The following is a 23,149-nucleotide window of genomic DNA, read 5'->3' on the forward strand; positions in this document are numbered from 1 at the left end:
TTGCTCAAATATGCTTCATCCAGTTCTGCCACCCGATCCGCCTCCTATCGTCGAATCTTTACAACCTGTAAATCCCACCTCATCTGCTAGTCATACAAAGTTTCTTTCAGGTGTAGATACTGGAATACACGAAAAGACAGACAAATCCAAGCAGCCCAAGCTTTTGGCTCAGTTGGGAATTGCGGATAACACCAAAAGTGATCCGCAATTCCCAACTCCGATAAACTCAACTCAGGATGAGTTGGTAGTTGCCCAAACTTCCTCTGTACCTTATTCACCAGAAATCTTCCCACCAGAAACTTCCCCACTTACCGATTCTGGAACCGCCGCACTTTTGGGGCAGTCACTCGTCGTTGGTCATCCCACGCAGGAGGTTAAAACCTCTAATCGCCAAGAGAAAGAAGACACAAAGATAAGTTCGAGCGTCGGCGTTCGGCACTCGGAAATTCTAAGATCGGCGCTGCGTAAACGGCAGATAGAAAAAGAAGCCACTGAGTTGCCAAAAAAAGTTGGAGCGGAGGCTTCCCATTTAGACGCAAAAGGTAAACCTTCTGAAAAACTCGGTGAGCGATATCTAACGACAAGCCGCTTTGCGTCTACGCCAATTTCCAACTCTAGTGGAAAAAAACAAACCTTTTTGGACTCTGGTAGCTTTATTCCTGTTGTTGCCCAATCTCCGCGCCCTCTTCAAATTCCTCCAATTCCCACCAACAACAAATTAGTCGAGTCCAAGGCGGAAATTTTAGCTGAGAAGTTAATTCCACAAAAACAGCAAACTGATATTACTGCACAACAGTCTCCTGTTAGAGACAATATCTCTGTATCTGCTGCTGATCTTGCGCCGAGTTCTCAATCAGTACAAAATTTTATAAAATTCACATCTCGCAACCCGACAAACCAACTCTCAGTGCCCATCACTGTAGAATTCAAGTCGCAAGTTCAGCAACTAAGCCAAGCACCAACGCCGACACCAGAGGCAAATACCACTAATCAGCCACAAGGTCAACCATCTGGTGCAACCGCACCAGCTACCACGCCGCCAACCGGGCCGAGAATTGTGGAAGTCACTTCAGATCGCCAAGAGTATGACGAGCAAAGGCGAATTATTACAGCTGTAGGGAATGTAGTTGTGCGATTTGATGGGGCAGTGGTAGATGCCGATCGCCTGCAAGTCAATTTGGATAACTTGATTGCTGCGGGAGAGGGCAATGTAACGTTAACACGGGGCGATCAAATACTGCGCGGACAACGCTTTACCTATAACTTTGTTCAAGATAGTGGGGAACTGGAAAATGGTAGAGGAGAAATTTATGTACCCTCAGCACAAACAGATTTTGCTTTTTCACCCACGGCTATAAGTGCTGGTGGAGTTTCAAAACGTCCGCCGAGCGATCGCATTAGAGCCAATCAACCCCTTTCCGGTGTGAGTAGCCCTGGAGGAATTGATGTGACAATTGGTGGTCAGTCAGACGCTAGCAACATCCCGCCACCGAAAGCAGGGGGGGCAGTCAATCGGCTCAGATTTGAAGCTGAACAAATTGACTTTTATCCGCAAGGCTGGCAAGCAAGGGATGTCCGCATCACCAACGATCCGTTTTCGCCTCCAGAATTAGAATTACGCGCAAATACAGTAACTTTGACGCGAGAATCACCCTTGGTAGACCGGATCAGGACACAGGGGCAGCGTTTGGTATTGGATCAAACAGTCTCCTTGCCAATTCCCCTGAATGAGCGTACTATTGACCGCCGAGAGCGGGACGTTACACCTGCAATCATCTCCCCCGGCTACGATGGAGAAGATCGGGGTGGTTTGTACATTGAGCGTGGCTTTCCAATAATCGATACAGAGCAAACTCGTTGGACAATTACGCCCCAGTTATTATTACAGAGAGCTGTGCAAGAAGGCACGGGTGATTTAGGCGCACTCTTTGCAGTGAAGACCAAAATAAAATCTGTTTTGAGTCCACGGACGATAATTCAGGGAACTGGGGAGTTAACTAGTTTTAACTTGAATGACGTGGAAGAAAATTTGCGAGTGAATTTAGGACTGAGCCAAACATTAGGCACTTCTCTTCCCCACACATTGAATGTGCAATATAACTACCGCGATCGCCTCTACAACGGTACTCTGGGTTTTCAAACTGTCCAGAGCAGTTTTGGCGGCATTATTAGCTCTCCTGTAATTCCTTTAGGAAAAAGTGGCATCAACCTCAACTATCAGGCAAGTGCCCAGTATATTGATGCCAACACCGATCGCCTAGACTTGCTAGAACCAGTGCGGGAAAACAATCGCATTTCACTTGGTCGTGTACAAGGAAGTGCTACCCTCAGTAGAGGGCTGTTGCTGTGGCAAGGAAAACCATTACCACCCACTGCCAGTGAGGGATTGCGATACACAGCTACCCCTGTAGTTCCTTACTTGCTAGCGATCGCTAGCCTTACAGGCACTACTAGTTCTTATACCAATGGTGATAACCAAAGCACTCTCACTGGTACAATTGGATTACAAGGGCAAATTGGTCATTTTTCTCGACCTTTTTTCGACTATACCGCCTTTAATGTCAGTTTCTCTCAAGGCTTAAATAGCGGATTATCACCCTTTTTGTTTGACCGCTCCGTTGATAACAAAGTGTTGACCGCTGGGATATCACAGCAAATCTACGGCCCTTTTCGCTTAGGCTTTCAAACATCTGTGAACTTGGATACTGGTAGAGAAAGTAGCACCGATTACATTTTGGAATATAGCCGTCGTACCTATGGCATCACCTTACGTTACAATCCGGTGTTGGAGTTAGGCGGCATCAGCTTCCGAATTAGTGATTTTAACTGGGGTGGCGGCACTGATCCATTCTCGGAAGTTAAGCCAGTAGTGGGCGGCGTGCAACAGGATAATTAGGTCTTGCTGAATAAATTCTATTTTTTGCCCAGTCTAAGAACTTGGGACGACTCAACAGCGGATCGCACAATTGGTTGATCCACCGCCAGGTATTCTCAGGTTGGCATAGTCGCCGCCTAGTTGAACACGTGAAGGTGGTTGGTGTAGGGTTACACAGCATCTTTGAACTGCGGCTTGGTACTCTCGCCATTGCTTGCGGATTGCTATGCTGGCGGCATCATCACCTAAGTCTGAAAATCTTAGCCCTGCTCGAATCAGCCAAGATTCTACGTCAGTTGTTTCACCAAGTATTTCGGGAATGGGATTAATCTTTTCCATGAGTAATATCTTTTACACATATTCAAAATTGGTAATTTCACTGTAAGAAAAACTATTGAGAATAGCCAATATAATTTTTTATCAAAATCATCAATAAAAATGATTCATGCCTGAGTATAAAAACTCAGGCATGAAAGAATGAATTACTATTACGGCTGGCAAACATCATTGCTTTCGTTTCCGAATCAGCTATTTTCTAGCTCGTAATAACTAGAAGCGATAGCCTAATCCGGCTTGGAAGCTGACGGCATCAGCATCACTATTTCTGTAGGCGTCAATGCCCCATTTGGTATCACCATAGGCGATGACATTGTTGCTAACTTCTGATTCAATACCAAGGGTGACTACAGGTGAATTTTGATTGCCCAATGGGCTTCTTTGACCTTCGTCAGTTACAAAAGAATAACCACCACCGAAGTAAACGTTAGTGTTTCTGGCGATGGGCGCGTCGTAAGTCACTATGGGCATAATTGCAGCAGCATCACCACCATATAGCACAGAACCCCGTAGTGAAACAGGCGCATTGGGCATGGCGTAACGTCCCTGAATATTGCCACCGAATTGTGCTCCATCGTTTCCTTGTCCGCCACTGGTAGCACCAGCCGCAACACCAGCACCAATGTAGTTAGCATTAGTACCGTTAGTACCTGCTGTTTGAGCAGATGCAATGCCGGCTGAAAAAACAATAGAAGCAACAGCAAGTGCAGAGGCAGCTAATTTTGTAAGTTTCATAGGATTCTTCTCACCAGAGTTAGTTAAAGTCAATGTTCTCTAGTACTAGAATCTCTTTTTTTACAAAATGTAACCTCGCACACCTGGCTCACCCAATTGGCTGAATTATTTCTCACCTACTTGGGTGTACCCACTGAGAAATTTAAGGTTATTTTTTTAAAAAGCGTTGACGTAAACGAGATATGAAAATATTCACCTCTGGTATTTTCATCCATGAAGCGATCGCAGCAAACACCGCAATCCCCACGAAGCCAGATATACATAACTGCAATAGCAGAACCACTAAACCCGTTTTGCCTAACAACTGTTGCGTTGCAACTAAAGTTCCATAGCTTGCCACCCCAGCTACCACACTACCAGCAGTCAAACCCAAAATTGGCACACTCCACTCACGCCAAGGTAAACCATTTAGTTTGCGATCGAGCAACCATAACAGCATCAACAGGGAACTGCAATTTACACCCACTGTTGCTAACACCAAACCGGGGGCACCGAAAGGCCCAACCAAAATCCAATCGAGCGCAGCATTGAGAAAGATGTTAAAGGTACTGATGCGAAAAGGTGTCTGCCCATCACCCAAGGCATAAAATACCCGCACCAAGACATCACGTCCCAAATAAGCAAACATCCCAATACCGTAAACAATTAGCAACTCGGAAACTAGCTGCGTAGCATCTTGCTTGAAAGCACCCCGCTCATATATTACCTGGACAATGGGTACAGATAGCACTACCATCAACGCTCCTAGAGGTAGCATGGTGACAGCACTAAGTAGGAGTCCCTGACGAATCCGTATTTTCAGATCGTCCCAATTTTCTGGTTCGGCAAGTTTGGCGAATATTGGTAACAGAGGCAGCAAAATGATATTAGAAATAATCCCTAAAGGAGTTTGCACTAGCAAATTGGCATAGTTAAAGCCAGCAGCAGCACCAGGGATGGGACTTGCAAAGTAAAGCACAGTAGCAAAGTTAATTGGCATCATCCCGGAAGAAATTGTTGCCGGAGTCATGATTCTAATCACTTCTTGAACACCTGGGGATTTAAAATCAAACCGCAGGCGTAACGTACCTAATCCTAACCGCCACTGAACAATTAGCTGCACCAGCCATTGGAGAATTGCTCCTGCCAAGGTTCCCCAGGCTAAGACCATACCACCGATTAAAGCGTATTCTGGCTTGATAATATCCTTGCCCACTTGCATCGTCATGAAAGCAATGCCGATAATAACGGTAATGCTAGATAACAGAGGGCTGATGGAGAGCAACCAATATTGATTGGCTGCATTGAGAGTACCGAAGCCAATACCAATTAATCCTGAGAATAAAGCCATCGGTGCCATAATGCGGAGTTGTTGAATAGCGATCGCTCTGGTTGTCGCCTCCAAGCCATGACCAACTAAATCAATGATCGTATCCGCAAAGAAAATCTGAGCGACTGTTACCACCAACAGCAATCCAGCTACCAACGTTGTCACGGTTTCCACAAGGGGAGCCGCTTCTTCTCGTCGACGCTTCGCTAAAACACTGACAATTGCACTGTGTAACGGCCCATTTACGCCACCGAGTAATATTAATAGAAAGCCAGGGATAACATAGGCATAACTATAGGCAGTGGCAGCAGCACCAACACCAAAAGCCGCAGCGATCGCTTGCTGCCGCACTAAACCGAAAATTTTACTAATTAATGTGGCTGCGGCAACAATGCCAGCAATTCCAGCGAAAGAACGAGAGGGTTTTTGGTCTTGTTGTGTCACGAATATTATCCGACAACTCTTGCAGAGTGCATACTTTTAAACATTTAACCTGAAATCCCGCAGTCTGTCAGGTAAATTTTGACAAATTAGTAATTTTAAATGCGTTCGCTCTTTGTATTGGCAAAGCGATGCCTAGCCCGGATTTCTCACCACACCTCTCAAAGCCTGCGCTTGTGCAGGGGAGCAGGGTAGCAGGGGAGAGTTCAAATACTAAGTTCTTTCCCCTCTGCCCCCCTGCCCCTCCGCCCCTCTGCTCTATCAAACGCCTGAAGCTTGTGAGAAATGAGGGCTAGGTTGGGCTACGCCTACGCCCAAAATTAAATTCCTGAGATTGCTATGATACAGCGAATTGCAAGTTAGTTAGTTAACGATTCAAAAAGGGTAAGATCGCTTTTCTGATTTGTCCCGGCAATATTAACTTAGTCATCTCCTTGTTGTGTACAAGCCAAAATTATTTTTTAACTCATTACGAGGATAGATCAAGAAAGGGGAACTATAACAATCAGGAGGCAGGAGTAACCCACTCTTAAAAACGTGGGACTTAAGCTGTGGAAGCTTTAGATTTATATCGCACTTCTCTGCGAGACGCTGTCGCAAACGTGCTGTACGTCTCGTACCAGTATCTTCTTTTTAAACTGGGTAATACTTCTGCCTCCTGCCTTCTCTGATAACCATCTTCTGGGAAATAGTTAAACACTGTAAAAATTTGCAGTTTGTCATATTTTTGACACCATGAAGTTTGGTAATAGGAACCTTTGTATAAAAACGACATAACCCAGAGCAATGGAACCCAATTCAAATTTCACGGAAAATCAACTTCTCTTGTCAAGCGCTCAACTTCAAGAGCAACTAGAGCAACAAAAGGCTTTGGCAAGTGTAATTGTCCGAATTCGGGAGTCTCTTGACTTAGAAACAATTTTTCAAACGACCGTTACACAAGTGCGTCAGTTGCTAAATGCTGATCGAGTAGCAGTCTTCCAGTTCGACCGTGAACAAAACTGGGAGGGAGAATTTGTTTCTGAGGATGTTGCAGTTGGCTGGGACTCAGCAATGGCAGTAAAAGTTTACGACCACTGCTTTGGAGAACAATTTGCTGCCAGTTATCAACAAGGTCGAGTCCAAGCAGTAGCAGATATTTACAACGCAGGGCTGAGTGATTGTCATGTGGCAATTTTGAGTAAATTTCAGGTACAGGCTAACCTCGTTGTCCCTCTATCGCGCCAGAAGGAACTGTGGGGATTGCTTTGCATTCATCAGTGCAGTGAGACTCGTGACTGGAAAGAATCGGAAATTGAATTTATTCGTCAAATCGCTGACCATCTTGCCGTTGCAATTCAACAAGCAAAGCATCTCCATGAAGTCCAATTGCAAGCAGCAAAATTAGCTCAAGCGGTTCAACGCGACCAAGTAATTGCTCAGATTGTTGATAAAATTCGCTCACCTCTTGATATTGAAACTATCTTTAAAACCACAACTGAAGAAATCCGCAAATTGCTGCAAGCTGATCGAGTTGCCATCTTTTGCTTCAATGCCGATTGGAGTGGTAACTTTGTTGCGGAATCATTTGCAGAAGGCTGGATTTCCCTAGTTGGCATTGAGCCTGCGATCGCTGATACTTATTTACAACAGACGCAAGGCGGACGTTATGTTAACAACCAGACATTTACAGTTAATGACATTTATCAAGCCGGATTAACAGACTGCCATATAACGCTGTTGGAGCAATTCCAAGCAAAAGCCTTTGCAACTGCCCCTATTCTCCAAGGAGATCAACTTTGGGGAATCATCGCTGCCTACCAAAATGCCTCACCCAGACAGTGGCAATCTTATGAAGTCGAATCACTGACCAAAATCGGCACACAAATTGGTGTGGCAGTGCGACACCATAAGTTGCTGGCATACGCTCAGTATCAAGCAGAGCAACAAAAGACATTAACTAGCGTGATTACTCGAATTCGGGAGTCCCTAGATTTAGAGACAATCTTCCAGACTACTGTCACTGAAGCACGGCGAATGCTGCAAGCAGACCGAGTAGCAGTCTTTCGTTTTGACCCTCAAAAAGATTGGGAAGGAGAATTTATTTCTGAGGATGTTGTACCTGAATGTAACTCGGTAATAGCAGAAAAAGTTTATGATTATTGCTTCGGTGAAAACTTTGCACCTCTTTATGCTCAAGGTCGAGTAAATGCGATCGCTGACATTTATCAAGGAAAGTTTCCAGGTTGCTACGTTCAAATCCTAGCAAAATTTCAAGTGCGGGCAAATATGGTCGCACCTCTATTGAAAAAAGGCGAACTTTGGGGATTGCTGTGTATTCACCAATGCACCGCTCCTCGTTACTGGCAACCCTCTGAAATTGAATTTGCCAGTCAAATAGCCGAGCAATTGGGAGTCGCATTAAAACAGGATTCTTATTTAAAGCAAGTACAAATGCAGGTTGTCCAGTTAGCAGAAGCCACTGAACGTGAGAAAGCAATGGAACGACAAGAATTGCTGGCTGCAACTATTGATAAAATTCGACAGTCACTCGATATTAAAACTATTTTTAGAACCACTACTCAAGCTGTGCGAGAGTTGCTCGAAGTCGAGCGAGTTGCAATTTACCGCTTCAACCCTGATTGGAGTGGTAAATTTGTGGCAGATTCTTTTAAAGATGGTTGGAAACCTGTTGTACAAACCCAACCAATGATTATAGAAACTTTTGAGGATACAGACGACGATAACGAACTTCCGCGTAACGAAACCTTTGTTCCGATTCGGGAAGGTGAGAAATTATGGGGATTATTAGTTGCTTATCAAAATTCGCAACCGCGTTATTGGAAAGAGGAAGAAATTAATTTACTGGCTCAAGTCGGGGTGCAATTGGGAATAGCGATTCAGCAAGCGGAATTATTAGAACAAACTAAACGTCAAACCTTAGAGCTTACTCAAACTTTGCAAGAATTAAAACAAACTCAGACTAGATTAATTCAGGGTGAAAAAATGGCAGGATTAGGACAACTACTGGCTGGAGTTGCCCATGAAATCAACAATCCTATCAGTTTTATTTTTGGCAATCTTATTCATTTAAATGAATATACTCAAGAACTGCTAAAGGTAGTGAAACTTTACCAACAAAATTCCTCATTGTCGCCAACTGTCCAAGAGCAAATTGACAAGACTGATTTAGATTTTCTCATCGAAGATTTACCCAAAACCCTTGAATCAATGCAAGTAGGAACAGAGCGGATTTGTGAGATTGTGCTATCGCTGCGTAACTTTTCTCGTACAGATGAGGCTGAATTAAAGCCAGTAGATATTCATGAAGGCTTGGATAGTACTTTGTTAATCTTAGGGCATCGCCTCAAAAATAATATTGAACGCCCAGCTATTGAGATTGTTAAACAATACGATGATTTCCCTTTGCTGGAATGCTATCCCGCGCAATTAAATCAAGTATTTATGAATCTTTTGAGTAACAGTATTGATGCATTAGAGGAAAAATTTAACACTATACAGCAAAGGTATTTGAAATTATTGCAAACGTGTCCAAAAATACCTTTAACTATCTGGATTAGTACGCAAGCTGTTCATAACCAGATTGTAATTAGAATAGCTGATAATGGTCTTGGGATTCCAGAAGAGGTGCGATCGCACATGTTTGATCCCTTCTTCACCACCAAAGCACCAGGTAAAGGTACAGGGTTAGGATTGTCTATTAGCTATCAGATAATAGTTGAAAAACATCATGGTCAGATTAAATGTTCTTCTAAACCAGGAGAAGGAACAGAATTTTTAATTGAAATTCCCAGTGGTAATTAGAGGCGACTGATTTTTGACAATTTTCAGTCAATCTTAAGTAAGGAAACGAGGATAAGCATTTTATGCTCAACGCCGAGATTCTTTACTTACAACCCAAACTATCTCGCGTTGAGACACCCGTAACTGGATTGAAGCCATCGGCTCTTTCACACAGCAGCGACACTTGATAACGGTCAATTAAAGCATCGGTAAAATCAGCACCAGTGACATCAGCATCATAAAAGCGGCTGCGGGTCAAAGTTGCTTCTGTAAAAATGGCATTTTTCAGGTTAGCACCATCCATAGTGACGCGATCTACTAAAGCGCCGCTCAAGTTCGCATCTTCCAAATTTGCCTTTAACAAAACTCCTTTAGTAAGAATTGCGTTGGTTAAATTTGCTCCTTGAAAATTTGTCCCCCGCATTTCTGCTGCTACAAAAGTTACACCTGCCAAATCAGTATGAGAGAAGTCACGATTTTCTAAATTTATATTGTTGTAATTAATTGTGTTGATTTGAGCAAAAGCCGGTTTGGGATTAAGTATTATCCACAAAAAGGCTAGTATCAAAATCGCTATCAAACCAAAAAAGCGCAATAAAATCTTTTTCATAACTTTATTATTTGTCATTTGTCCTTTGTCATTAGTCCTTTGTTCTTTGTTCTTTGTCATTTTACTAATGACCAATGACCAATGACCAATGACTAATGACTAATGACTAATGACTCTTAGCTATTTCCAATCTTTACCAATCCGAATTGTAAGATCAGACTCTAAATCACCGATCGCAGACACTTCTATTTGACCTAAGCCTAAGACTTTTTGCAAATCAACTCCAACTCGGCGGTTGCCTTTTTGGACAACAATCTGAGTTTGACGTTGGGTATCTGGCCAATCAGGCACTTTGTAAATATTAGTAAAGCCTTTCTGTTTGAGATAAGCAATAACTTTTTCAGTTAGCTGAGGTTGATTGGAAGCATTTTGAATAGCAATTTTGAGGTTAGGAACCTGACGCATATCTGGCTTCAGACCAGGTACATTTACCCCAACATAATCATTCAACAGGCTCTGTTGTCCAGTCATATTTAGCCAATAGCTATCAGGGTCTTTGCTAAAACGGCTAAAGGTACCAGGCAACACGGTCATTTGGAAGTTATCCCGATCTAGGTTGAGGCCGAAGTTCACCAACGCCATCATTTCTTCCATCTTCAGGTTGGTATCAAAGTATTTTCGCATCAAGCGAGTTAATTGAGGCAACCTGGGTAAAATGGTAGGACTATTGAGGCGTTGTAGCAATGCTGCTGTTAGTGCTTGCTGACGCTGCACTCTTGGCAAATCTCCCAAACCTGGTTCGCGGAATCGGGCAAACTGTTCTGCTTGTTCGCCGTTGAGGGTTTGCCAGCCACTAACTAAATTAATCGATAGACGACTGCTGGAGTCTTTATATTCCATTGATTGGGGAACAAAGACTTCTACTCCCCCTAATTGATCGACTAACTGCCGTAAACCACTGGTAGAAATACGGATGTAGCGATGGATTGGGGCGTTGTTTAAGGTACGGCTAACTACCCGTGCTGCCAAGACTGGGCCGCCTTGGGCATTGGCATCAGATACCTTCGTTAATCCCTTTTCTCCCTTTTCGGGGATAGCAATCATCGTATCTCTGGGAATGGAAAGCACCCGTACAGATTTTTCACTAGGGTTAAGCCGTACCAGCAGCATGGAGTCGCTTTTTCCAGCAAAGCTTTCTGGAGAGCCATCAACCGTACCGCTGACTGGTTCAATCCCCATAATCAAAATATTCATCGGTCGGGAAAGCTGATACTGGGAGAGTTTGCCCCATAACTCGCCTGGGAGTGGGATTTTTACCTCGTCTTTACCAGCAGTTCCTAAATCTTCATCTGTTCGATCTAGGTTGCTCCACAAAGGAGTCCACAGCGCTAACGTTGATACCAGCAGTCCAGATAAGGTAATGCCGATGACAACCGTCATAATCCACAACAGCCATCGAGGCATGGTTAAGCCCAGTCTCTCGTAAAGCTGATTGGGAATTGCACCCACAGATTCGGCGACGCTACGGTTGGGATTCGCTAGCGGGTTTAGTTCGACATCCTCCTCCTCTAAATCTGCTACTGGTGCAGGTGTTACTTGATTTTCCGTTCGTTGAAGTGGCTGCGATCGCACTTCACTTTCAAAGTCTACTACTTGCTGAGATGTAACCGGATTTTCCGACCATTCGACTTGTTTTATCACAATTATCTCCCCACTCAACCACTCCCTAAAAGTATGTTAATCCAAGCTACAAATATTGCCAGTGGAAAAGCTCACTGTAAACTTGTAATGTTCTTCGGTAGGCGTGTATGACAACATGAATACTTTATTGTTCCCCGTAATCCTTGCTGGTGGTAAAGGTGAACGTTTTTGGCCCCTGAGTCGCAAAGACAGACCCAAGCAATTTTTAAGTCTAGATGGTAGCTCTAGAAGTTTATTACAAGCAACCGCCGATCGCTTGTTAGAACTCGCGGGCAGTTGGGATTCCTTGTGGGTCGTAACTTCGAGTCAGATAGCTGAAGGGGTTAGACAACAATTACCTGATTTACCAGTTGAAAACTTATTGATCGAGTCCGAAGGCCGAGACACTGCCGCAGCCGTTGCTTGGACAAGTTTAGAAATTAAACAGCGCTATGGTGAAGACGCTGTGATTGGCTTTTTCCCTGCTGACCACTGGATTGCTGATCAAGAAGCGTTTGCACACACATTAAATGCAGCTACGCAATTGGCAACAAGCACAGCAGCGATCGTTACACTGGGGATCAAGCCTACTTTTCCATCAACCGGTTACGGCTACATTGAACAAGGTGAAAAAATAGGTAGCTTTAATGAGTTGCCAGCTTATCACGTGAACCGCTTTACTGAAAAGCCCGACCGAGAAACGGCAGAGACTTTTTTATCTACGGGACGTTTTAGCTGGAATAGTGGAATGTTCGTTTTTCGGGCGGGGGTTGTTCTCAAGGAACTACATACCCATGCTCCAGAAATTATCGAACCTTTAGAACAACATGGCCCTGATATCTATCCCCAGTTGCCTAAGAAGAGTATAGACTATGCGCTAATGGAAAAGACAACTCTAGCATACGTTTTGCCAGTTGATTTTGGTTGGGATGATTTAGGAGATTGGAATGCGATCGAACGCTTACTGAAGACAGAAGAGAATCCCAATGTGGAACTCGCTACTCATGTAGGGCTAGATACGCAGGGGGCGATTATTTATGCCTCAAATCCAGAAGATGTAGTTGTTACTATTGGTTTAGAGGATGTGGTGATTGTGCGCGATCGCAATGTCACTCTCGTTGTTAAAAAAGACCGTACCCAGGAAATTAAGCAGATCCTCAAAATTCTTCAAAGCGATTCCCGATTTACCGACCTGCTGTAAAAATTAAAACCCTTGGCAGAGGCGAAAAAGTCTATTTTCCTATTATAACTTGACTGTCTGTTATTTTATCTGACAGTTATGGACATTATTAGCTTTGAGCCTCTCGCCAAAACAATGGCCATTGATTCTATTACTGCCTATCAAAAATATATTTCTCCGTCCAAAGGATTTAGTTGTTCCCATCGCTTATTACATGGTGGGGATTCCTGCTCTAATTACGTCAAACGGATGCTGAGTGAACAGAAGCTCCACGAAGCCGTACAATCATCCATAAAAAGATTCAAAGACTGTGCCGCAGCTAGCAAAACTTTAACAAGTACCAAAGCTAGAGCCGACTTCCGTTGTATTGTCATCCCCTGCTGTTTACCTCTTTAACTCCTCTGCATCTTTGCAGTTCTTTACAAAAATGTTCCTCACCCAAACTGTTCCCCGTCAACGAGAAATCCTGGAAGTATTCCTTCGCAATGGCTGGGACTATATGCGAAGGTTGCTTACTGGTGGCAAAGCTGATGAACCACAGCTACCGACACCTGCGGTTTTAAAAAATATTCTGGTAGACTTGGGTCCAGTTTACGTCAAACTTGGCCAGCTACTTTCTACCCGTCCAGATTTACTAAGTGCAGCCTACATTGAGGAACTATCAACCCTACAAGACGAAGTACCGCCAGTTCCCTGGCCAGAGATCGAAATAATCCTCCGTAAAGAATTAAAACGTCCACTAGCAGAAACCTTCAGTACAGTTAACCCGATCCCCGTAGCGGCGGGATCAATTGCCCAGACACATCGGGCGACATTAGCAGACGGTCGAGAAGTCGCTCTGAAAGTGCAACGTCCGGGAATTGATATTACTATTGCCCAAGATATTGCTTTAATTCAAGGTATTGCTGATTTAGTGGCGCGGACTGAGTTTGGGCAAACCTATGAAATCAAGTCCATCGCTGAAGAATTTACCAAAGCGCTAGAAGCCGAGTTAGACTTTACACGGGAAGCGGGTTTTACAGATCAACTGCGGCGCAACTTATCTAAAAGCCGTTGGTTTGATCCCACGCAAATAGTGGTTGCGGAAATTAACTGGGAATTGACCACAGAAAAATTACTGGTGATGGAATGGCTGGATGGGGTACCGTTCCTCTCGGCGGATTTGAATAACAACAATAATGGTAAAGATCCGGCTGTAGAGCGTAAAGAAATAACCACTTTGTTATTTCGGGTATTTTTTCAGCAACTATATATTGATGGCTTTTTTCACGCTGATCCCCATCCAGGGAATTTGTTTTATCTCAAAGATGGTCGTGTTGCGCTGTTAGACTGTGGCATGGTGGGAAGACTTGATCCCCGTACACAGCAGATATTAACAGAGATGTTGTTAGCGATCGTTGATTTAGATGCTCAAAGGTGCGCTCAATTAACTTTGCAGCTATCAGATTCCGCCCAACCAGTAATTTTGTCGCGGTTAGAAAATGATTACGATCGCATGTTGCGAAAGTATCACAATGTCAGCCTCACGCAAATAAACTTCAGTAAGATCATTTATGAAGTTTTACAAGTTGCCCGCAACAATAAAATTAGGTTACCTAGCAATATGGGTTTGTATGCCAAAACCATAGCGAATTTAGAGGGTGTAGCGCGGACATTCAACCCGGATCTGAATTTTTTTGATGAAGTCAAACCATTAATTACAGACTTGTTTCGACGCCAGTTAATAGGGGATAATCCAGTGCGATCGCTCCTAAGAACAGCCTTAGATATTAAAAGTCTCTCTCTCCAATCTCCCCGTCAAATAGAACTGTTATTAGACCGAGTTACCTCAGAAACCTTACAGTGGAATCTATCGCTGCGGGGGTTAGATGGTGTGCGGCGCACTATGGATGATGCCGCCAACCGACTATCTTTTAGTATATTAGTGGGTTCGCTGATTATGGGTGCGGCAATAATTTCTACCAGAGCGCAGACAACTCAGCTATCTTTTTTAAGCACCATCCTGTTTGCAGTCGCCAGTTTATTGGGTTTGTGGTTAATTATCAGTACATTGCGATCGGGACGTTTACGGTAAAACCATTTTAAATTTTGGACTTTGAATTGAAGGAAAAATCTAAAATCTAAAAGTAAAAGGGACTGGGGACTGGGGATTAGGGATTGGGGATTGGGGATTGGGTTATCAAACGAAAAATGATGTTCGGGGCTTTAACCCCTCCCCAATTTTAGAATGTTTTCCCATTACCATCGAAGTTCTGAGTCGCGGAAGCCGCCACTCAGACTTCTCTGTGTGTACATCTGTGGTTCTAATATAAAAAATATGTCAATTATCATCGCTGAAAATCTGAGTAAATCTTATCCAGTAGCAGTTAAAAGTCCGGGTATTAAAGGTACAATCACCCACTTTTTTCGCCGCACCTACCGCTCAATTCAAGCAGTTCAGGATGTTTCCTTTGAAATTGCCCCTGGTGAAATAGTGGGGTTTTTAGGCCCAAATGGTGCTGGTAAAACCACCACACTCAAAATGCTTACGGGGCTGATTCACCCCTCCAGCGGTACAGTCAGAGTCGCTGGACAAGTTCCATTTCAGCGTAAAGAAGCATTTTTGCAAAAAATTACCTTGGTAATGGGGCAAAAACAGCAGTTAATTTGGGATTTACCAGCACTTGATTCTTTGAAAATTAATGCGGCTGTATACAACATCTCTGATAAAGAATTTCAGCGACGGGTAGGAGAATTAACAGAGATGCTTTCCCTAGAAGGTAAACTTACCCAACCAGTGCGGAAGCTATCTTTGGGTGAGCGAATGAAGGCAGAATTGTTGGCAGCACTTTTGCATCATCCCCATGTATTGTTCTTAGATGAACCAACGCTGGGATTAGATGTAAATGCTCAAGCTGCAGTGCGCGAGTTCTTACGCGAATACAATCAGCGTTATCAAGCTACAGTGCTATTAACCAGTCATTACATGGCTGACATCACAGCTTTGTGTCAACGGGTGCTGTTGATTCACCAGGGAAGACTGATGTATGACGGTAGCTTAGACGGATTGCTAGAACGTTTTGCTCCTTACCGAGAAGTCTATATAGAGTTAGCCCAACCTCTACCAATAGAAAAACTTATGACCTATGGTGACGTGAAACTCTTAGAAGGGCGAGCAGTGCGTTTTATGGTATCACGAGAGGCGCTCACCCGCACCGTATCTCAGATTTTAGCGGATTTGGAGGTAATTGATTTAACAGTTACCGAACCGCCTGTGGAAGAAGTAATTGGAAGAGTTTTTCAGGCAGGCGTTGTGGATTAGAGACGCAATTAATCGCGTCTGTACAAGAGTAGGAAATTCTGAGTCAGTGGGTAATTTTTGTAGCGGGAAGTGAATAAATGAAGCGGATAATCAGAAAAGCCTTAACTTTGCTGTCAGTATACTATGCCTATATGGTTGAGTATAGGGCAGAACTAATCTTATGGGTTTTAGCTGGATCTTTGCCGATTATCCTTATGGGTGTCTGGATACAAGCCTCACAAGGAGGACAGTTTGGGCTATCACCTGTGGATTTTGCTCGTTACTTTATCACGGTTTTCGTTGTCAGACAACTTACAGTTGCTTGGGTAATTTGGGACTTTGAAAAAGAAGTCGTGGAAGGCACGCTTTCGCCCAAGTTGCTACAACCACTCGACCCAGTATGGCATCATATTGCGGCGCATATTTCTGAAAGATTTGCCCGCCTAATGTTTACTTTTTTATTAGTGGGATTATTTTTCATTCTCTATCCCCAAGCTTTTTGGATACCAAGTTTGGATAGGTTTTTACTCTTTACATTGGCTGCGGGGCTAGCTTTTACTTTGCGGTTTTTGATTCAGTACACTTTTGCTATGTTTGCCTTTTGGACAGAACGAGCTAGCGCTTTAGAAAATTTCTGGTTTTTATTTTATTTATTTTTATCTGGTCTGATAGCACCTTTAGAAGTCTTTCCTGAACCTGTACGGAAAATAGTTATGTTTACGCCTTTTCCCTATTTGATTGATTTTCCCGCAAGTCTTTTGGTAGGGCTACCCGTGAATTTAGGGCAGGGATTTTGGTCAATGGTGGGTTGGATATTAGTATTTTTGGGTGTGAATCGCTTGCTTTGGCGTGCGGGTTTGAAGCGGTATTCTGGGATGGGAGCATGAACAATTTATCCAAACAGAATTCAGAAGTCAGGAGTCAGAATGAATTCTGTACGACTGGCGGATAACGTAGTGGTGGGTGGGAATCCTCCACTCATTATTCTGACTCCTGAATTCTGACTCCTGAATTCTTCTTCAAATTAATTGCCGTAATTCATCTAGAGTATTCACGCTCTTAATTCCTTGCTGAATTGCTTTTAGTCTATCTAAATCTGAAATTTGAGAAATTTCTGGCATCAGTTGCAATCCCTCAGCGCCGAATTTTATCTCTAAAGCGAGTTCAATACCTGACAGTATCTCTTCTTGCCGTCCTTCTCGCCGTCCTCGTTCTTCCCCACGTTTTTCCCCACGTTCTTCCCCTTCTCTCAAAATTTGCTGATACCAGGGAGATTCGCGTAATACTGCCATATCCCACCTCATGATTTGCTGAACTATAGCGCTGTCTAATACGAAGGTAGCAAAAAAAGCCATAACGGTTTCTAACTGGCTCAATTGCTCATCGGCGCGGAGAATTTGCAATGCCCGTTGCACAGTCGATTCTTCTGCACCTCCCTTGAGAATTGGGACAAAGGGAAGCAAGGAGGGAACAGCTTGAGTAAAAGCGATGTCCACATCGACTTCCCAAAGGTTTATAACGCGGTAGTCTTGACGCGCATGTAAACCTGCAAATTGCGATTCATAGCTGGTGGGGATTTCAACATCACTTTCTTTGAGGATGTTAACCAGTACTGGATAGGTGGGCAAATTGTACTTTTCTTCTGCCAGTGCTGCATAAGCCCGCATCCGTTTGGGCATTTCAGGCTTGTAACGTAATTGTAACTCGTTAAGTACTATAAATTCGCCATATTGGGGACTGGTGGCGCGGACTAATACATCACTCTCACGGCTAATCCACTGGAATTCGGAGTTGATAATTTCTCCAGATCCAATATCGGGAATTTGTGTTACCCATTTTACCCAATTTTCGGGTGCGAGGCTGATTAATCGCTTGGTGCTAATATCTGCTGTTTTAGCCATAGGAGATGTAGATGACCATAGTTGTAGTTTATGGCTAAAGTGGCGATATATACGATGGGCTGCACCTATGCACTGATGTACTTTGTTATGGATTTTATAAATTACTTGGTATCGTCTTAAATTTCTGTGCCGATCCCAAAGAATAATCTTCTAATTTAAAATCAGCAAAAGGATTTTTTTCTAACCTATTCCGTAGAGCTTCATCAAGAATCACACCTGCTGATCCTCTTTTAACACCAATGATGATAACACTTCTCTGATATTTAGTTAAATCCTGATTTTTGTGGCAATCGCTTCGCTGAAATTGACCCAAATTCAATAAGCGATAACCTTTGATATTTGATACATTAATAAATAACTTTTTAGCTAAAAGTTGTATTTGCTTGGAACGTTCTAAAGCCACACGTTCTTGAACTGCTGTATCACCCTTGCAAGACGCTGTACCCACAGAGATTATTTCACTGGAATCTTCCATTACCTTCTCTATAGTTTCTTGTTGTAAATTCAGATTCAAAAGGTCAACACTAATAATTTCGTCATTATATTTAACTTGAAAACTACTACCCACAAGCCATTTATATTCTATTGATAAAATAGCTATATTAAACTCGGCGATTCTTCCCTGGTTATCTCTACCTTCTTTATAATCAAAGTAATCAATTTTGCCTTTTCTCTCTGGATATTGTCTGGAATTTGATGTTCCAGAAAAATCTGATTTTCGTGTTGCTAAAGCCAGCATACTAAGTAATCCTAATACCACTAGTAGGGCTGCAAAAAAAGCCAATAAGGGAACTTTTTCTGGTTGTTTATTTACAGGCAATAATTTGTCAGTAACAGGCTGAGGTGAATGTTCAATTTGAGAAAAATTTAGTATATTAATATCTATAGGAATAGCTTCTGTTAGTTTAGTTTCAATTTCTTCTAGGCAATGTAAAATCTCCTGGACGTTGGTAGGACGTTTTTCTATATCAGTTGTTATTAGCCAATCAATTAAATTCAAAAGTAAGGGTGAAATATCGATTGCATGATTTTGCCAGTGCAACAAATTGTGCTGGACATCATACATATCCAAAGGATGGTATCCCGTCAGCAAAAATACAAATGTGCGCCCCAAAGCAAAGAAATCTGATTGCGGTACTGCTTGACCATTCATTTGTTCTGGGGCGCTGTAGCCAGATGACATAAGTGCTGTCATCTTTTCGCTGTTTTTGAGTTGGTCTTGGTAGGTTTTAGTAATTTCGCTGGCGGTGCCAAAATCAATTAGTACTAGATTCCTGCAACCTTTATCAAAGGGGGATCTAATCATGATGTTAGATGGCTTAATATCTCGATGTAGATACTGTTTGCCATGCACTACATCCAAAATTTCTAGCAATTGTCTTAACCAATCTATGGCTTGTTTTTGGGATATGGGGCAATTCTGCTGCTTTAGCCACTGTTCTAAGTTGTAGCCATCGATTTTTTCCATTGCTATGCAATGCAACACTAAACCATTTCGGGTTTGATACTGGAAGTAACTATCTTCTTTGGGAATACCGGGATGCTTGAGTTGTCCCAACACGGTTACTTCTTGCTGAAATAGTTCTACTGCTTTGGCATCGCTTGATAGATCCTCTTTGAGTATCTTGAGGATTTTGGGAGTATCTTGTTCGTATGCCTCATAAACTTTACTAAACCCTGTTTTTTCATTTAACAGGCACGTTACCCGATAACGCCCTAGCAATTCTAGATGGGAACCACAACTTTGACAAAAGCGATTTTGATGATTATTCGGGTGATTTGGTTGAGGGCAAACGGGATTGATACAAAGGCTCATGACTGACTAGCTGGGAGTGGGGAATGGGAAATGGGGAATGGGGGGAATGGGGGAATAATCAATGTTCCATGCCCAATCTCCCTAGACATTGCTCCTATTAATTCTTCTGTTGCCGTATGATAATCCCGTCTAAATAATCATGAGATTTTCTATCTGTGTTCTGCCAAGAAAGCCGCCACTGTTTGGTTAAATGCCTCTGGTTGTGTCAAAAATGGCCAATGATTGCCGGGAACTTGACAGATGCGTAAGTTTTTAAGATGGGTTTTGTAGGGTTGAATTTGCCAATTTTGGCGGTTCAGTCCTTGTTTTGGCTGGATGAATAGGGCAGGGGTGTCAAGGGGAATTGTAAAACCGGGCACTTGCATTACTGCCTCAAAAATCCCGTCGCGGGCGGCTATGGTAAATTTGCTGCCCCAACTACCATCGGGTTTTTGTTCTATTCCTGCTTGGAAGACTTGCTGCTGTAAGGAACTCCATCCTTGATATTGCTTTAACTGCTGTGCTTGTTGTTCGGCTTCTTCGTAGCTGGCAAAGGGGCCCATGCTTTTGAGAAAAGGCAAGAAGCGATACAACGTTGGAAAAGTCACCCTGAGAAGACTGGGCATTTTCCAGATGAAAATCGGATCGACCAGAATTATACTCTGCAACCGCTTTGGGTTTTGTCTTGCCCAGATGGCGGCTAATTTTCCTGTCCACGAGTGACTGACAATATGGGCAAAAGTCCACCCCAGATGATCCATGAGTGCTTCAAGGTCTGCGATCGCACTCTCAAAGCTATAATCTATCTCTGGCTTACTACTTTGGCCATGTCCGCGCATATCTGGTGCAACTATGTGATAGTCTGCTGCCAAATAATCTCCTAAACTAGACCACACCAGAGCATGGTCGCCTAAACCATGTAATAACAGTAAAGGTTCTTTACCTTGGTTCCACTCCAAATAAGAAAGTTGGATATCAGGCTTTGATAAAGTTTGACGCACAGGCATCATTACACATCCAGCTGTAGATAGTTTTGCGTTTATATGGTACTGCGAAGGAGTGGGGAGTAGGGAGTGGGGATTGGGGACTGGGAGACAAGGGAGACAAGGGAGACAAAAATAACTAATACCCAAATGCCCAATGCCCCATGCCCAATGCCCAATGCCCCATTCCCCACTCCCCAATCAATTGTTACCAATTACCACTTTATGACTCTGAGGATTGTACCAATTGACACGAAACAATGAGGCTAATGAATGCCAAGATCAAAAATAAAGGATGCCCCAAGGATATTGAAAGTACTATGCCAGAATTACACCAATCAATTGCCCAGCATTATCACGAACGGACTAAATACAATCCTGAGACTCTTGCCTCCAAAAGTCAAAGGTTAGACTGGGCTAAACAGCCAGTGCCCTTTAAAGAGTACAAAATCGGCTCTACTTTTGATCTCAAACCCTATATCCAAGAAAAAGCAGAGGCGTTTGCTAATAACCCAGATGCTCAATGGTGGCAAAGACTCTCGCGGCTGTTGTTTCGTAGCTATGGATTGACGGCGAAAATGCCTTCTATGGGAAGTGCTGTGTATTTACGCGCTGCTCCCAGTGCTGGCGGATTATACCCTGCTGAGGTGTATGTGGTTTCCCGTGGTACGTCGTTATTGCCGCCTGGTCTATATAACTACCAGTGTCGGACTCATTCTCTCATGCATTACTGGGAAAGTGATGTTTGGCAAACTCTCCAAGGAGCTTGTTTCTGGCATCCTTCTTTAGAAAATACTCAACTGGCAATTATTGTCACTGCGGTATTCTATCGTTCTGCGTGGCGATACGAAGATCGGGCTTATCGGCGGATTTTTCTGGATACGGGACACTTGTTGGGTAATATCGAGTTAGCTGCTGCGATTACTGACTATCGCCCCCATTTAATCGGCGGCTTTGTGGATGAATCAGTCAACGATCTACTTTATATCGATCCCCAACAAGAAGGTGCGATCGCTATCTTACCTCTGGCAGATTTATTAGATGTCAATCAAAATTTACCATTGGGATGTACTGCCTTACCTTCCGCCACCGAAACTAGTTATCCCCAAATCCCCGATGGCGAACTGCTGACATATTTCCATCAACACACCCAAATCCAATCAGGTATAACTGGCAATCTCAATCTACCAGTTATCAAACAAGAAAAATCTTTGGAGGATAAATACAACTTTCCTTTCTGTTTGAAAATTCCTACCACCACCGCACCTATAAACTGGGGACAAAAGCTGTCAGAACTAGAAATTACTATGTACAAGCGACGCTCTACCCGCGCTTATAATGGTGATGATTTAAGCTTTGAGGAATTGAAAAGTTTACTCGATTTCACTTACCAACCGCAAAATTACATAGACCAAAGTTTAGATATTTCTCCAGACTACTTTGATCTGAATTTAATAGAAACATTCATTGCTGTTTGCGGAGTCAAAGGACTGGAGGCGGGTTGTTACTATTACGCACCCAAAGCCCAAGAATTACGCCAAATTCGGTTTAAAAACTTTCGGCGAGAGTTACATTTTCTCTGTTTGGGACAAGAATTGGGGCGGGATGCCGCAGCAGTATTATTTCATACAGCGGATTTGAAAGCTGCGATCGCACAATATGGCGATCGCGTTTACCGTTACTTACACATGGATGCCGGTCATTTAGGACAGCGCTTGAATTTAGCAGCAATGCACCTGAATGTAGGCGTCAGTGGTATCGGTGGATTTTTTGATGACCAAGTAAATGAAGTTTTGGGTATCCCTAGTGATGAAGCAGTTTTATATATCACTACATTAGGACGCCCAAGATAAAATATAGTGCAGACCACCGCAAATAACACCAAGTCCACAAAGATTCTTATCTGCGAGAAGCTACGCGTATCTTGCCGTAGAAGTATGCGGTTCATTTCCTAACCTACACTTTTGCCAGTAAATATATTCTGTAAAAAATCTTACCTCATAGAATGATTGTACGGTGGTACAATCATTACTTCAGTGTTGACGTAAATTGTCAACTTTTTTTTGGGTTCGATGTGGTTTAATTTCGGAAAATACTTCTTGAAGCTTTGCTGTAGTAAACTATCGTAAATTTAGCTCAGGAGTTGGGAGTGGAATTATCAATCTCCGTATATTTCCGTGTTATTACTTATTTTATAACTTCTTAGTATTACCAAGTGAACTTCCTTGCTAAATTTATTTATTGATGAGGTTGCAAAAACTGCCTATAGTTTGATAAAAATACTGATGGTGCATATTATTT

16 protein-coding genes are annotated in these 23,149 nt (G+C 43.0%); 8 read left to right on the forward strand and 8 right to left on the reverse strand.

Annotation, left to right across the window (positions count from 1 at the left end; genetic code table 11):
- The first annotated feature begins 10 nt into the window (after positions 1–10).
- Positions 11–2,896, forward strand: coding sequence for a DUF3769 domain-containing protein (locus A4S05_RS27625; RefSeq protein WP_069072985.1), 2,886 nt, complete (start codon positions 11–13; stop codon positions 2,894–2,896).
- A gap of 51 nt (positions 2,897–2,947) precedes the next feature.
- On the opposite strand, the gene A4S05_RS27630 is transcribed toward A4S05_RS27625, so the two are convergent.
- The 3 genes from A4S05_RS27630 to murJ all read right to left on the reverse strand — a co-directional run bounded on the left by A4S05_RS27630 (position 2,948) and on the right by murJ (position 5,699).
- Positions 2,948–3,214: a hypothetical protein gene (locus A4S05_RS27630; RefSeq protein WP_069072986.1), complete on the reverse strand. Its 267-nt coding sequence runs from the start codon at positions 3,212–3,214 to the stop codon at positions 2,948–2,950.
- Positions 3,215–3,424: 210 nt separating this feature from the next.
- On the reverse strand, positions 3,425–3,946 hold the full coding sequence (locus A4S05_RS27635; protein WP_069072987.1) for a porin family protein: 522 nt from the start codon (positions 3,944–3,946) through the stop codon (positions 3,425–3,427).
- 148 nt (positions 3,947–4,094) lie between these two features.
- Positions 4,095–5,699: a murein biosynthesis integral membrane protein MurJ gene (murJ, locus tag A4S05_RS27640; protein ID WP_069072988.1), complete on the reverse strand. Its 1,605-nt coding sequence runs from the start codon at positions 5,697–5,699 to the stop codon at positions 4,095–4,097.
- 783 nt (positions 5,700–6,482) lie between these two features.
- Here murJ and A4S05_RS27645 point away from each other — a divergent pair.
- The gene (locus tag A4S05_RS27645) at positions 6,483–9,500 is read left to right on the forward strand and encodes a GAF domain-containing sensor histidine kinase (RefSeq protein WP_069072989.1); all 3,018 of its coding nucleotides are present in this window, start codon (positions 6,483–6,485) and stop codon (positions 9,498–9,500) included.
- Positions 9,501–9,582: 82 nt separating this feature from the next.
- Here A4S05_RS27645 and A4S05_RS27650 read toward each other — a convergent pair whose 3' ends face one another.
- Both A4S05_RS27650 and A4S05_RS27655 read right to left on the reverse strand, forming a co-directional pair.
- A complete protein-coding gene (locus A4S05_RS27650; protein ID WP_069073028.1) occupies positions 9,583–10,089 on the reverse strand; it encodes a pentapeptide repeat-containing protein in 507 nt (168 codons plus the stop codon).
- A 120-nt stretch (positions 10,090–10,209) separates the two neighbouring features.
- Entirely contained in the window at positions 10,210–11,730 is a 1,521-nt protein-coding gene (locus A4S05_RS27655) for an LCP family protein (RefSeq protein ID WP_069072990.1), read from the reverse strand.
- Between the two features lie 115 nt (positions 11,731–11,845).
- On the opposite strand from A4S05_RS27655, the gene A4S05_RS27660 reads away from it, so the two are divergent.
- The 5 genes from A4S05_RS27660 (at position 11,846) to A4S05_RS27675 (ending at position 17,056) form a co-directional block, all read left to right on the forward strand.
- Complete coding sequence (locus tag A4S05_RS27660) at positions 11,846–12,910, forward strand: mannose-1-phosphate guanylyltransferase (RefSeq protein WP_069072991.1); 1,065 nt, start codon at positions 11,846–11,848, stop codon at positions 12,908–12,910.
- 78 nt (positions 12,911–12,988) lie between these two features.
- The gene (gene yidD / locus A4S05_RS39485) at positions 12,989–13,285 is read left to right on the forward strand and encodes a membrane protein insertion efficiency factor YidD (RefSeq protein WP_084227296.1); all 297 of its coding nucleotides are present in this window, start codon (positions 12,989–12,991) and stop codon (positions 13,283–13,285) included.
- Positions 13,286–13,316: 31 nt separating this feature from the next.
- On the forward strand, positions 13,317–14,963 hold the full coding sequence (locus A4S05_RS27665) for an ABC1 kinase family protein (RefSeq protein ID WP_069072992.1): 1,647 nt from the start codon (positions 13,317–13,319) through the stop codon (positions 14,961–14,963).
- 243 nt (positions 14,964–15,206) lie between these two features.
- Positions 15,207–16,190 (forward strand): ABC transporter ATP-binding protein, encoded by a 984-nt coding sequence (locus A4S05_RS27670; RefSeq protein WP_069072993.1) that lies wholly within the window; start codon positions 15,207–15,209, stop codon positions 16,188–16,190.
- Positions 16,191–16,267: 77 nt separating this feature from the next.
- On the forward strand, positions 16,268–17,056 hold the full coding sequence (locus A4S05_RS27675; protein WP_069072994.1) for an ABC transporter permease: 789 nt from the start codon (positions 16,268–16,270) through the stop codon (positions 17,054–17,056).
- A 132-nt stretch (positions 17,057–17,188) separates the two neighbouring features.
- Here the strand turns inward: A4S05_RS27675 and A4S05_RS27680 are convergent, their stop codons facing one another.
- From A4S05_RS27680 to A4S05_RS27690, 3 genes are all read right to left on the reverse strand, one after another.
- Positions 17,189–18,070 carry an RpnC/YadD family protein gene (locus tag A4S05_RS27680; protein ID WP_069072995.1) on the reverse strand — a complete coding sequence of 294 codons (882 nt, stop codon included), beginning with the start codon at positions 18,068–18,070 and terminating at the stop codon, positions 17,189–17,191.
- Positions 18,071–18,164: 94 nt separating this feature from the next.
- Positions 18,165–19,886, reverse strand: a complete 1,722-nt coding sequence (locus A4S05_RS27685) for a serine/threonine-protein kinase (RefSeq protein WP_069072996.1) — start codon at positions 19,884–19,886, stop codon at positions 18,165–18,167.
- A 149-nt stretch (positions 19,887–20,035) separates the two neighbouring features.
- On the reverse strand, positions 20,036–20,875 hold the full coding sequence (locus A4S05_RS27690; protein ID WP_176727127.1) for an alpha/beta fold hydrolase: 840 nt from the start codon (positions 20,873–20,875) through the stop codon (positions 20,036–20,038).
- A 293-nt stretch (positions 20,876–21,168) separates the two neighbouring features.
- Here A4S05_RS27690 and A4S05_RS27695 point away from each other — a divergent pair, with 293 nt between their 5' ends.
- Positions 21,169–22,701: a SagB/ThcOx family dehydrogenase gene (locus A4S05_RS27695; RefSeq protein WP_069073029.1), complete on the forward strand. Its 1,533-nt coding sequence runs from the start codon at positions 21,169–21,171 to the stop codon at positions 22,699–22,701.
- Positions 22,702–23,149: the final 448 nt, after the last annotated feature.

This window comes from Nostoc sp. KVJ20 (assembly GCF_001712795.1).
Taxonomy (GTDB): Bacteria; Cyanobacteriota; Cyanobacteriia; order Cyanobacteriales; family Nostocaceae; genus Nostoc.

Bases quoted from the DNA above. Each gene is read 5' to 3' on its own strand.
- A4S05_RS27635 (WP_069072987.1), bottom strand. From the start codon at position 3,946: ATGAAACTTACAAAATTAGCTGCCTCTGCACTTGCTGTTGCTTCTATT.
- A4S05_RS27690 (WP_176727127.1), bottom strand. From the start codon at position 20,875: ATGATGCCTGTGCGTCAAACTTTATCAAAGCCTGATATCCAACTTTCT.
- A4S05_RS27685 (WP_069072996.1), bottom strand. From the start codon at position 19,886: ATGAGCCTTTGTATCAATCCCGTTTGCCCTCAACCAAATCACCCGAAT.
- A4S05_RS27670 (WP_069072993.1), top strand. From the start codon at position 15,207: ATGTCAATTATCATCGCTGAAAATCTGAGTAAATCTTATCCAGTAGCA.
- A4S05_RS27680 (WP_069072995.1), bottom strand. From the start codon at position 18,070: ATGGCTAAAACAGCAGATATTAGCACCAAGCGATTAATCAGCCTCGCA.
- A4S05_RS27660 (WP_069072991.1), top strand. From the start codon at position 11,846: ATGAATACTTTATTGTTCCCCGTAATCCTTGCTGGTGGTAAAGGTGAA.
- A4S05_RS27645 (WP_069072989.1), top strand. From the start codon at position 6,483: ATGGAACCCAATTCAAATTTCACGGAAAATCAACTTCTCTTGTCAAGC.
- A4S05_RS27665 (WP_069072992.1), top strand. From the start codon at position 13,317: ATGTTCCTCACCCAAACTGTTCCCCGTCAACGAGAAATCCTGGAAGTA.
- A4S05_RS27625 (WP_069072985.1), top strand. From the start codon at position 11: ATGCTTCATCCAGTTCTGCCACCCGATCCGCCTCCTATCGTCGAATCT.
- A4S05_RS27695 (WP_069073029.1), top strand. From the start codon at position 21,169: ATGCCAGAATTACACCAATCAATTGCCCAGCATTATCACGAACGGACT.
- A4S05_RS27675 (WP_069072994.1), top strand. From the start codon at position 16,268: ATGAAGCGGATAATCAGAAAAGCCTTAACTTTGCTGTCAGTATACTAT.
- A4S05_RS27650 (WP_069073028.1), bottom strand. From the start codon at position 10,089: ATGAAAAAGATTTTATTGCGCTTTTTTGGTTTGATAGCGATTTTGATA.
- yidD (WP_084227296.1), top strand. From the start codon at position 12,989: ATGGACATTATTAGCTTTGAGCCTCTCGCCAAAACAATGGCCATTGAT.
- A4S05_RS27630 (WP_069072986.1), bottom strand. From the start codon at position 3,214: ATGGAAAAGATTAATCCCATTCCCGAAATACTTGGTGAAACAACTGAC.